Source organism: Levilactobacillus paucivorans (assembly GCF_001437125.1).
GTDB classification, from domain to species: Bacteria; Bacillota; Bacilli; order Lactobacillales; family Lactobacillaceae; genus Levilactobacillus; species Levilactobacillus paucivorans.
On the sequence record NZ_JQCA01000005.1, the window covers coordinates 1 to 11,848 of the forward strand.

The 11,848-nt window shown below is 41.6% G+C and carries 13 protein-coding genes and 1 pseudogene; 13 read left to right on the plus strand and 1 reads right to left on the minus strand.

Annotation, left to right across the window (positions count from 1 at the left end; genetic code table 11):
- Positions 1 to 403: 403 nt before the first annotated feature.
- Positions 404 to 1,519 (minus strand): annotated as a pseudogene (locus IV54_RS00445) (IS4 family transposase); the annotation flags it as partial.
- Positions 1,520 to 1,847: 328 nt separating this feature from the next.
- Between IV54_RS00445 and fabZ the strand changes: the two are divergent.
- From fabZ to fabI, 13 genes are all read left to right on the plus strand, one after another.
- Entirely contained in the window at positions 1,848 to 2,294 is a 447-nt protein-coding gene (gene fabZ / locus IV54_RS00450; protein WP_056973862.1) for a 3-hydroxyacyl-ACP dehydratase FabZ, read from the plus strand.
- A 28-nt stretch (positions 2,295 to 2,322) separates the two neighbouring features.
- Entirely contained in the window at positions 2,323 to 2,790 is a 468-nt protein-coding gene (locus tag IV54_RS00455) for a MarR family winged helix-turn-helix transcriptional regulator (RefSeq protein WP_057877456.1), read from the plus strand.
- Positions 2,787 to 3,770, plus strand: coding sequence for a beta-ketoacyl-ACP synthase III (locus tag IV54_RS00460; protein WP_056973858.1), 984 nt, complete (start codon positions 2,787 to 2,789; stop codon positions 3,768 to 3,770). The genes IV54_RS00455 and IV54_RS00460 overlap by 4 nt, the downstream gene beginning before the upstream one ends.
- A 67-nt stretch (positions 3,771 to 3,837) precedes the next feature.
- Complete coding sequence (acpP, locus tag IV54_RS00465; protein ID WP_057877458.1) at positions 3,838 to 4,083, plus strand: acyl carrier protein; 246 nt, start codon at positions 3,838 to 3,840, stop codon at positions 4,081 to 4,083.
- Positions 4,084 to 4,092: 9 nt separating this feature from the next.
- Positions 4,093 to 5,007 carry an ACP S-malonyltransferase gene (locus IV54_RS00470; protein ID WP_056986344.1) on the plus strand — a complete coding sequence of 305 codons (915 nt, stop codon included), beginning with the start codon at positions 4,093 to 4,095 and terminating at the stop codon, positions 5,005 to 5,007.
- Entirely contained in the window at positions 5,007 to 5,738 is a 732-nt protein-coding gene (fabG, locus tag IV54_RS00475) for a 3-oxoacyl-[acyl-carrier-protein] reductase (protein WP_056973854.1), read from the plus strand. The genes IV54_RS00470 and fabG overlap by 1 nt, the downstream gene beginning before the upstream one ends.
- 20 nt (positions 5,739 to 5,758) lie before the next feature.
- Positions 5,759 to 6,988 (plus strand): beta-ketoacyl-ACP synthase II, encoded by a 1,230-nt coding sequence (gene fabF, locus IV54_RS00480; RefSeq protein ID WP_057877457.1) that lies wholly within the window; start codon positions 5,759 to 5,761, stop codon positions 6,986 to 6,988.
- 4 nt (positions 6,989 to 6,992) lie between these two features.
- Entirely contained in the window at positions 6,993 to 7,469 is a 477-nt protein-coding gene (accB, locus tag IV54_RS00485) for an acetyl-CoA carboxylase biotin carboxyl carrier protein (protein ID WP_056986349.1), read from the plus strand.
- A gap of 6 nt (positions 7,470 to 7,475) precedes the next feature.
- Complete coding sequence (locus IV54_RS00490) at positions 7,476 to 7,892, plus strand: 3-hydroxyacyl-ACP dehydratase FabZ family protein (RefSeq protein WP_056973850.1); 417 nt, start codon at positions 7,476 to 7,478, stop codon at positions 7,890 to 7,892.
- 72 nt (positions 7,893 to 7,964) lie between these two features.
- Complete coding sequence (locus IV54_RS00495) at positions 7,965 to 9,344, plus strand: acetyl-CoA carboxylase biotin carboxylase subunit (protein ID WP_056986346.1); 1,380 nt, start codon at positions 7,965 to 7,967, stop codon at positions 9,342 to 9,344.
- On the plus strand, positions 9,325 to 10,167 hold the full coding sequence (locus IV54_RS00500; protein WP_056973843.1) for an acetyl-CoA carboxylase carboxyltransferase subunit beta: 843 nt from the start codon (positions 9,325 to 9,327) through the stop codon (positions 10,165 to 10,167). The genes IV54_RS00495 and IV54_RS00500 overlap by 20 nt, the downstream gene beginning before the upstream one ends.
- On the plus strand, positions 10,160 to 10,930 hold the full coding sequence (accA, locus tag IV54_RS00505) for a carboxyltransferase subunit alpha (RefSeq protein WP_056973842.1): 771 nt from the start codon (positions 10,160 to 10,162) through the stop codon (positions 10,928 to 10,930). The genes IV54_RS00500 and accA overlap by 8 nt, the downstream gene beginning before the upstream one ends.
- 28 nt (positions 10,931 to 10,958) lie before the next feature.
- Positions 10,959 to 11,717 (plus strand): enoyl-ACP reductase FabI, encoded by a 759-nt coding sequence (fabI, locus tag IV54_RS00510; RefSeq protein WP_056973839.1) that lies wholly within the window; start codon positions 10,959 to 10,961, stop codon positions 11,715 to 11,717.
- Positions 11,718 to 11,848 lie beyond the last annotated feature (131 nt).

Below are 11,848 nucleotides of genomic sequence, written 5' to 3' on the forward strand. Positions count from 1 at the left end.
AAGGAAGCTGATCTTTTTTGTCCGAACAGCGTTCGGATTAATTTTACAATCTACCTAATAAGCACAACAAAACTTAAAAACATAAGAGCAAGCAGGTGGATCAAGGCGTGCAACGTTAACCAGTTGTTATGCTATACTGTGAGTGCCCATATGAACAAGGATTCCTATGTCGAGCTATATGACGATATTAAACAACCGCTAGCTTGCGGAGCTAAAGCGGCTATTTTTTATTAGCATGTAGGCACCATTATTTATGAAGACCACTTTTAAATTAAAAGCAGCTCATATTATGTATTATCTGGTGCTCAAATAACTCTTGAATTAGGAATCAAACTCATGTAAAACTGGCATTCACTAATTTATAAATGCTGTTATGACGGGGATCGTTTAGTGTATTCCCCACGTATGTGGGGGTGATCCTTGCTAAATGGCCACAAAGCCCGTCATAATTTTGAACTTGTGATTTGTCGAGCCGCAAGTATTGCTTGGCAACTTTAAAGTAATTCTCAATTTGCCATCTTCGGGCGTATAGTTGAATGATCTCTTGTGGCTGAAGGCCTAACTGAGTCGTTGCCAGTACTAGGTAGTCATCTTGACGGGCCCGATTAGCCACAAATACCAAGCGAAGCTTGAATTTTTGGTTCCCGACGTGCGCTTCGACAAAGCAGCTGTATTGATAAGCTTGCTTGGGTTGATATTTTGAGGCCTGCAGTCGCTTGTATAATGCTTTAACTGAATATTGCCGTCCGCGATATTGATAGTAAATTTTGCTGGACCGTTTAAGCATGCCCACGCCGTTTAATCCCAACTTGGTTAATTCATAGAACATTTTTGGTGAGCTATACCAGCTATCAAATAACACATAGTCAGCTAGAACGCCATTTGCGAGGGCTTGCTTGACAAGTTGCAATGAAACGAGGTTCATTTTTTGCTGTGCTTGGCGACGTCTCCGGCCAGCAATTGTTCGTTGATCGGTTGTTTTAGCTGATTTTCCAAGGACGTTTTGTGGCTTCTTGGAAGACATTAATGCAAAGTTGATCGGTAAGAATGTATTGGCGTCACTCCAACCCAAAGTTAAAGCCCGGTATCCCTTAATATATAACTGTTTGTCATGGTCAAAGACTCGCGCTAGTAATTCGGTTTGGGTGGCGTACTCACGGGAAAAGAGTGTATCGTCAATGATCAATGCTAACCGCCGCCGGCGGTCAATAAACGGTCGTAAATGCTTGATTAAATGACTCCCAACTTGACAAATCAAGCGTTGCCAATTGATCCGGCCATCGTTCAAATTATTTCTGACGGTGCGACTGGTAAAGTTAGGTGTTTCATGGGCTCGATAAAGCGAGCGTCCCAGGAACTTTGTCGTGAGCAGCCATTCAATGACCTTCATCAAGCTGATTTCTGAATGCCGGCGATAATTCACCAACTTGGTGAGTTTAGATAGACCAATGAGGGAAGTAAATTGATGAACAATATTGTGAAGCTCGTTTTCTGTATTTTTTTGTCTTATAATATTCATGACGTAAGTCTCCTTTGTATCTTGGTTTTGGTCGACTAAAGTATACAACGCAGGAGAGCTTGCGTTTATTTTTTTGCCAAAAAAGCCAATAACCACACGCCTTTGGCGTGATTATTAGCTTTCAAGTTTCAGTTCTTAGTTTTATCGGTTATTACGCCATTAACCAAAATAGTTTGAATTTCAAACTATTTTAGGTTATGATGTGAGATGTTCAAAATTTGGACATGGATGAAGTGAAATCAACCAAATTTTTTTGACAATTTAGTTCGAAAGTCGAATTAATCTGGCGTGATACTTGATCAGTTTTGCAACCGAAAGGAAGAAAGCAATGAGTGTATTAGATGCAGCTAAAATTATGGATCTAATTCCCAATCGATATCCAATTTTGTTTATGGATAAAGTCGATGAATTAAATCCGGGTGAATCGATCGTTTGTACCAAAAACGTCACAATTAACGAGGAATTTTTCCAAGGCCATTTTCCTGGAAATCCAGTTATGCCCGGCGTATTAATTATCGAGTCGCTTGCTCAAGCAGCTTCGATTTTAATTCTCAAGACGGAAAAATATCGTGGCAAGACAGCTTACCTTGGTGCCATTGATAATGCCAAATTCAGAAAAGTTGTTCGTCCGGGTGATGTTTTGAAGCTACATGTTGAAATGGAAAAACAGCGTGACAACATGGGTAAAGTTAAATGCGCTGCCAAAGTTGAAGACAAAGTGGCTTGTTCCGCCGACTTAACGTTCATTGTTCCAAATCCAGATAAAAAGATTTAGACCGAGAGTGAATGAGGAGATTTAATGAATGAATTCGACGAGTGATGAAATTAAAGATGATTACAATTTCATAAGTGAGGCTTTGATAGATATTTATGATCAGATAATGCGAATTGAAGAGAGTGAAATTCGAAAGAGTCGATTTAAGGACATCACTGCAAAAGAATTGCATCTTATTCATACAATTGGCCTTCATGATCGGAAAACAACTTCAGAAGTATCACGTGTTTTGAAGTTAAGTAAAGGGACGTTAACTGCCAATCTTAATAACCTTGAGAAAAAAGGCTACATCATTCGAATGATTAACCAACAGGACCGTCGGATTATCAACCTTGGGCTGACGAGTAAGGGCAGATTGCTTTATCGTGCCAACTATGCGTTCCATCGCCAGTTGGTTGAAAGTTGCTTAAAGGGATTTGACGGATCCGATATTCGAAAGATGCGGCAGGCATTGGTTAACGTTGAGAAATTTATTGACGAGGTTTCATCAAAATGAAATTTGAAGATTTTAAAATAGTAGCTACGGCGAGTCAAGTGCCTGAGCGAGTTGTTGATAATCATGAACTTTCAACGATGATGGACACCTCTGATGAGTGGATCGTTAAGCGAACGGGAATTAAGCGTCGGCATATTGCCGTTACTGAAACTACAAGCTCACTTTGTACCAGCGTTGCTCAGCAATTACTTGCTCAAAGCGAACTGCAGCCTGACGATATTGATTTGATCGTTGTTGCAACCATGTCACCTGATTATTTAACACCTTCTACCAGTGCAACTGTGCAAGGAAACATTGGTGCTACTAAGGCGATGGCGTTTGATATTGATGCAGCCTGCTCAGGGTTTGTTTATGGATTGAAGCTAATTCGGCAAATGCTGATGGCAGATCATAAAAAGAATGCCATTTTAATTGGTGGTGAAACGTTAAGTAAGCTTTTGGATTGGTCTGATAGATCCACTGCCGTTTTGTTTGGTGATGGTGCCGGTGGGGTTTTGGTTACGAACGAGACAACTGCTGATGGGTCATATCTTGCAGATAGTATGACAACCCTTGGCAGTCTTGGTGGCTATTTAACGGCTGGTAAGACTGGTCAGCCATCACCATTTTCATCAGATCATCAACCATTCAAGCCGTTCTTTAAGATGAATGGTCGGCGTGTTTATCAATTCGCGGTTAAGAATGTTCCCGATTCGGTTAACCATGCATTATCGGTGGCTAAATTAGCACCGACAGATGTTGACCACTATGTCCTTCATCAAGCGAACGTTCGAATTGTCGAGCGGATTGCGGATGAACTCGAGCTGCCAATGACCAAATTTCCGGTTAACATCGGTGAATTTGGGAATACCGCAGCTGCCAGCGAACCGATCTTGTTGGATCAGCTAGTAAAACACAACATTATCAAACGTGGCGATACAATTGCGTTAAGTGGCTTCGGTGGTGGCTTAACAGTTGGAACCATGTTACTGACTTATTAACGATATTGCTCATAGAAAATTAATTAATCAAATTAAAAACAAACAACTATATTGGAGGAAATTAATGATGACTAAAGAAGAAGTATTTAACAAGGTAAAGGATATTATCGTGGACCAATTGGATGTTGATGCAGACAAAATTAAAGAAGACACTAATTTCAAGAATGATCTTTATCTTGACAGTTTGGATATCTTCGAAGTTGTTGAAAAAATTGAAGATACTTATGATATCGAAATTGAAACTGAAACTGACAAAGGTATGGAAACTGTTGGTGATTTGGTAGATTACGTTTTTAAACAACAAACTAAGTAGGTTGATACTTTGAGATTAAGTTATTTATTTAGCGGTCAGGGAAAACAATTTCCCGAGATGGGGCAGGACCTTTACCAACAAGAGGTAATTTATCGTCAAACCATTGAGGAAGCTTCTGCTGCACTTAATATGGATTTGAGTAAATCAGAGGTTATGGATGATCCCAATAATGTCCAGGTCGCCATTGTCGCAATGAGTACCGGTATTTTTCGGATTCTTGAAAAAGAATTCGGATCACCAGTGGGCGCTGCTGGATTGAGCCTTGGCGAATATAGTGCAATTATAGCTGCTCGTGGTGTTCAGTTTGCTGATGCGCTAAAGCTGGTTCGTGATCGTTCTCGCTATATGGATAAAGCAGGAAAAGATCATCCGGGTAAAATGGCAGCTGTTCTTAAGGCAAACGCTGATTTAGTCCGTGAAGCCTGCCGGGTTGGTGCTCAAGCAGGTGATATTTACCCAGCTAATTTTAATACCGATTCGCAGATTGTTATCGGGGGTACACAGGCCGGTTTGGACGCAGCAACCACTTATCTTCATGAACATGGGATTAAGCGGGTTGTTCCGTTAAAAATGACGGTTGCTTCTCATACTCCGTTTATGCAAGAAGCAAGTGATTTATTAGCTGATCGAATTCAAACTGTTGACTTTCATGAGTTTAAGTTTCCTGTTATTAGTAATACAACAATGACCCAATTTGATGTTGCCAATATGAAACAGACGCTGGTTGATCAGTTGGTTAATCCGACCCATTTCATTGATTGCCTCAAAGCCTTAGTCAATTTGGGCAGTGATACGATGATTGAAATCGGTCCGGGTGATACGTTGATGAAGTTTGCAAAATCGTTATCAACTGTTGACACACTACATATTGATAGTGTTAAGACATTGAATGATGTCAGATCAAATGTAAAGTTGGTGAAATAATGAGTGAAGCAAAACAAATTGCATTAGTAACCGGTGCCGCAAAGGGGATCGGATTAGCGATTGCCAAAAGGCTTTCAAAAGATGGTATGACAGTTGTTTTAAATACGCACCATGCTTTAGATGATGATGTGAAGCAGCAATTAAGTGATCAGGGAGTTACTTTTGATAATTTGGTTGGCGACGTGGCCAACGAAGATGATGCCCAAGCAATGATTGACAGTTTGCTGGAAAAATATGGTCAAATTGATGTTTTAGTAAACAATGCGGGCATTAACCGCGACAAATTATTGAGCCGCACTAAGCTGTCGGATTTTAAAGCAGTTATTGACACAAATTTAATTGGCGCGTTTAACATGACCAAGTTTGCAATGAAGTCAATGCAAAAGAGTCGTTCTGGTGTCATTGTCAACATTTCCAGTATTTCAGGCTTGCATGGTAATATTGGGCAGGCTAATTATTCCGCTAGTAAAGCTGGACTAGTCGGTTTGACAAAAACAGCCGCTCGTGAAGGGGCTTTACGTAATATTCGTTGTAATGCTGTTGCTCCGGGAATGATTGAAACCGATATGACTGGAAAAATGAGCGAACGTCGTCAAAAAGAATTCACTGATCAAATTCCGTTGAAACGATTTGGCCGACCGGAAGAAATTGCCGACGCAGTTTCGTTCTTGGTGCATAATGATTATTTAACAGGTCAAGTCATCACAATTGATGGTGGATTAACAATTTAATTGCTAAAGGAGATAAATTCATGAACAGAGTCGTTGTTACTGGAATGGGTGCCGTTACCCCACTCGGAAATGATGTTGATAGTTTTCTGACCAACTTATTAAATTCGAAGGTTGGCATTAATAAGATTACCAAATTTGATGCAGAAGCAACTGGAATTTCTGTTGCCGGTGAAGTCAAGGACTTTGACGCAATGAAGCGCTTGGACCGAAAAACCGCAAAGCGAAATGATCTGTTTGTCAATTACGCGCTATATAGTGCTCACGAAGCGATGGAAATGGCTGGCTTGAATGAAGACAATATCAAACCAGAGGAACTAGGCGTCATTTATGGTTCAGGAATTGGTGGTTTGACGACCATTCAAGAGCAAGTCATCAAGATGCACGACAAAGGACCTAAGCGGGTATCACCTCTCTTTGTGCCTAATTCCATTGTTAATATGGCTGCCGGTGATATTTCAATTGCCTTCAAGGCCCGTAACACCAGTCAAGCTATTGTGACTGCCTGTTCGTCAGGGACTAATGCAATTGGCAATGCCTTTGAATATATTAAAGAAGGAAAAGCTGAGGCAATGATTGCAGGCGGAACTGAAGCTTCAGTAAATGAAATTGGTATTTCAGGATTTGCTGCAATTACGGCATTATCGAAGACCGAAGATCCAATGAAAGCGTCAATTCCGTTTGATAAAGACCGAAATGGTTTTGTAATGGGTGAAGGTTCTGGAACCCTGGTCTTGGAAAGTTATGACCATGCCAAAGCACGTGGCGCTAAGATCCTTGCTGAGATTGTTGGTTATGGAACGACTAGTGATGCTTACCATATGACAGCGCCTGATCCAGAGGGAACCGGCGCTAAACGGGCAATGCAAATGGCCATTGACGAGGCTGAAATTGATGCCACTGATGTTGACTATATTAACGCGCACGGAACAAGTACTCATGCCAATGACAGCGCTGAATCCAAGGCAATCAATGTGGTCTTCTCAAAGAATGATCATGTTAAGGTAAGCAGTACCAAAGGGATGACTGGCCACGCATTGGGCGCAGCCGGTGCGATTGAGGCTGTTGCAACAATCGGCGCAATTCAAAGAAACCAAATGCCGGTAAATGTGGGTGTTGTTAACCAAGATGAAGAATGTGATGTTGATTTAGTTGATGACACCAATAAGAAAACAACTGTTAACTATGCAATCAGTAACTCATTTGGATTTGGAGGACACAACGCTGTAATTGCATTTAAGGGATGTGATTAAAGTTATGGACGAGAAGGAAATTGAACGGTTATTAGATAAGTTTGATAAATCATCACTCAAAAACTTTGAGTTAACGCAGGATGATTTTAAATTGGCATTGAGTAAACTTGAGGCTGGTGACCAAGTTGTTGTAGGTGAGCCAACATTAACAACACCTAATGACACTGTTAGCGCACCTAAACCGACGTCAAAACAATCACAGAATGAATCAACAACGCCAGCTGTTAATTCGGCAGCTGATGTCGCCGAAATTAAAGCACCGCTGGTAGGTGTTATCTATTTCGCGCCAAGTCCCGATAAGCCTGCCTTTAAAAAGCAGGGCGATAAAGTTGAAAAAGGGGACGTTGTCTGCGTTATTGAAGCAATGAAGATGATCAATGAAGTTAAGAGTGATGTTTCAGGAACAATTTCAAATATCTTGGTTGAGGATGGCAGTATGGTTGAGTATGATCAACCACTGTTTCAAGTTAAGAAGGGATAGATAATAATGACACCCAACGTAAATGATGTGATTCCCCAACGCTATCCTTTTGAAATGATTGACCGCTTTTTGGATGTTCAAGCAGGTGTTAAGGCAAGATCGGTGAAACTGATTTCCATTAATGAATGGTTCTTTGCCAACCAGCCGGTTAACCGGTTAGTTGTCCCACGGCCAATTATGATTGAGGCAATGGCTCAGACTGGGGTTGCTGCCATTCTGTCATTACCAAAATATCAAGGGAAAAATGTGTTTTTTGGCGGCATAAAAAACGCCACTTTTCAAGATGATTTTCGACCAGGCGACCGGTTAATCTTTGAAGTGGAAATGAAAAAGCTCAAAATGAACATTGGATTAGGTCACGGATCGATTATTCGAGACGGTCAAGTGATTTGTGAGGCCGACCTGATATTTGCGGTGGAATGAGAAACCTGGCTCATTTCGGGAATGAATCCAAATGGCGTTCCAAAACGTTTTTAAGTACAAGAAGGTGAGCATATGTTTAAAAAAGTATTAGTGGCAAATCGTGGCGAAATTGCTGTGCAAATTATCAGAGCACTTCATGACATGAATATTGAAGCAGTTGCTGTTTATTCCAGTGCTGATAAGGAGAGCTTGTTTGTTCATTTAGCTGATGAGGCGATCTGTATTGGCGGTGCCCAGCCGAGTGATTCTTATTTAAATATGGCCCAAATTATGAGTGCCGCAACTTTAACTGGTTGTGAAGCCATTCATCCCGGGTACGGTTTTCTCTCTGAGAATGCTGAGTTTGCGGAAATGTGTGAGTCTTGTCATATTCAATTCATTGGTCCTAGCCATCAATTGATTTCACTGATGGGTGACAAGGCTAACGCCAGAGAGGCAATGAAGTCCGCGGGCGTTCCGGTGATCCCTGGTAGCGAGGGTGATGTCACTTCAGTTGATCAAGCTGAACGGATTGCTGAAAAAATTGGTTTCCCAGTTTTATTGAAATCCGCTGCCGGTGGTGGTGGTAAAGGTATCCGTGAGGTTGATCGGCCAGAAGAGCTTCGTGATTCATTCGAGCAGTGCCAACGTGAGGCCAAGGCATCATTTGGTGATGATAGTATGTATGTTGAAAAACTAATCCGAGATGCCAAACATGTTGAAATGCAGGTGATTGCGGATAATTTTGGCCACGTTGTCTATTTACCGGAACGTGACTGTTCTCTGCAACGAAATCATCAAAAGGTAATTGAAGAAAGTCCATGTATTTTGATTTCTCCTGAAGAACGTCAGGAATTAGGTGAAATTGTTGCCAAGGCAACGCTTAAACTTGGTTATACAAATACTGGGACCTACGAATTTTTGATGGATCACGATCACCATTTTTACTTTATGGAAATGAATACTCGTCTTCAGGTTGAACATACGATTACCGAAGAAGTTACCGGCATTGAGCTGGTAAAGGGTCAGTTAGCCGTTGCTGCTAATGAAGTATTACCCTTTGTTCAAGCAGATGCGACTGTTAAGGGACATGCTTTGGAGTGTCGATTAAATGCCGAAGACCCCGAAAACAACTTTGCTCCTCAACCCGGGAAAATTACCCATTTATTTTTCCCTGATGGGTCATTGGGTGTCCGAATTGATGCTGGTGTGACCAACGGCAGTTTTATTTCACCTTTTTATGATTCAATGATCGCTAAATTAATCGTTCATTTAAATGACCGGAATGCGGTCATTGCGAAGATGAAACGGGTGTTAAGTGAGCTTGAAATTACGGGTGTCATAACCAATCAAGCCTTTTTATATGAGTTAGTTACATCTGATCGATTTAAACAGGGAACCTACTCAACTAGTTTTATTGAAAATGATGTTCTTGCTGGTAGGAGGGGATTAAATGCTGCAAAGTCGGTTTAAAATGCCCAGTCGTGATGAATTAAAAAAGCGAATGGATAAAATCCCCGATAACTTAATGAAAGAATGCCCAATTTGCCATACAACGTTTTTTTCGATGAGAATGGGCAAGCAGCGAACCTGCCCTAATTGTGGATTTGGTTTTCGAATTACGGCTCGCAGGCGGGCTAAGATTACGTTTGATACCTTTGACGAAATGGATGCAGACGTAACGGTTCCCGACCAATATGACGATAAGAAGTATCGGGGTAAAATTGCAAAAGCAAAAAAGGTAACCGGAATTAAGGAAAGTGTCTTGACTGGAATCGGGTCACTGGATCATCAAAAAGTGGCGGCCGGAATTATGGACCCATTCTTTATCATGGGTAGTCTTGGCAGTGCCACTGGTGAAAAAATTGTTCGATTGTTCGAAAAAGCAACCACTGAAAAGTTGCCGGTTGTCATGTTTACGGCTTCTGGTGGTGCGAGGATGCAGGAAGGGATCAAGTCACTGATGCAAATGGCAAAGGTGTCCCAGGCTGTTGAGGCTCACAGCAAAGCCGGACTGTTTTATCTGGTGGTTCTTTGTGATCCAACGACTGGTGGCGTTACTGCCAGTTTTGCAATGCAGGGCGACATTATTTTAGCCGAATCTCATGCTTTGGTTGGATTTGCTGGTCGCCGAGTCATTGAACAAACAATTATGAAGCAGCCACCCAAGAATTTTCAAAGGGCTGAAACTGTTTTGGATCACGGCTTTATCGATGCGATTGTTCCGCGGACCAATTTAAAGCAGACAATCTCTCAATTTTTGCGACTGCATCAGAGGGAGGCTAGTCATGGCTAAAAAAACAGCTTATCAACGTGTTCAGGCAGCCCGTGACAGTCATAAAATTTCAACGGATGAACTCATTCGTGGTTTGACAACTGATTTTTTTGAACTCCATGGAGATCGGTCTGATGGCGATGATCAAGCAGTAATCGGTGGCATTGGATTGTTAAAGGATGTACCGATTACGGTGGTTGGGATTCGTAAGGGTGCTGATACGGAAGAAAATATCAAGCGTCATTTCGGTAGCCCTGAACCGGAAGGCTATCGTAAAGCGCTTCGATTAATGCAACAGGCGGAAAAATTCCATCGACCGATTTTGGCGCTGGTGAATACGCCTGGCGCTTGGCCGGATGTGGATGCTGAATATCACGGTATTGGTTCTGCAATTGCCAAGTGCTTACAAGTGGGCATGCAACTAAAGGTACCGTACATTAGTATCATTGTTGGTGAGGGTGGTAGTGGTGGCGCGATTGCGCTTGCCTGTGGCGACAAAGTATTTATGTTTGAAGATAGTATTTATTCCGTTTTGTCACCTGAAGGCTATGCCAGCATCATGTGGAAGGATTCATCAAAGGTCCAGCAAGCAGCTGAAGCCTTAAATTTAACACCAGAATGGTTACAAGAAAATGGTATTATTGATCAGATTATTCATGAATACCACTCTGGTGAGAATTTAGGCCCACTACGTGACTTTCTGGCAAATCAGTTTAATGAACTGGCTAATTTACCGATTGACGAGTTATTACGCCAACGTGAGCAACGTTACCGGAATTTTTAAAAGAAAAATTATTTGGAGGCCGAATTAAATGAGTGGCTTTTTAGATGGAAAAACAATTGTGATCATGGGGGTCGCAAATAAACGCAGTATTGCTTGGGGATGTACCCAGGCAATTATTGATCAAGGCGCTAAGGTTATTTTAACTTATCAAAATGATCGAATTAAGAAGAGCTTACAACGATTTGTTCCTGAAGATTCAGAATTAGTAGAATGTGACGTTGCTGATGATGACAACATTAAAAATGCATTCGAAGAGATTGGTAATAAGTATGGCAAAATTGATGGTGTGATTCATGCAATCGCTTATGCTGACCGTGAGACATTGACGTCTGGGCTGGTACATACTACTCGTGAAGGATACGATTTGGCTCAAAACATTAGTGCCTACTCATTGATTGCAGTGAGTCGTTATGCACAACCAATCCTAAATGACCCTTCAAGTATTGTAACTTTGACTTATTTTGGTTCAACTCGGGCCATTCCAAATTACAATATGATGGGTGTTGCCAAAGCGGCCTTGGAAGCCAACGTTCGCTATTTAGCTTCAGATTTAGGGGTGAATGGGATTCGAGTAAACGCAATTTCTGCGGGTGCGGTTAAGACATTAGCAGTTACCGGCATTAAGCATCATGGTGAATTGTTAAAGGAATCGGAGTCGAGAACCGTTGATCAAAAGAGCGTTACAACAACCGAAATCGGAAATGTGGCTGCCTTTTTGATGAGTGATCTGGCAACTGGAATGACCGGCGACGTGGTTTACGTTGATAAGGGTGTGCATCTTATTTAAAGAGAGTGATCAAATCAGCGGTTAGATCCCAGAATATAAGCCAGCCCATCTAATATTCTGGTTTTGAATATTAGATGGGTCTCTGTCAAATCGTATTGGTGGAGATTTTGAACGGCACATTCACTTCGGTG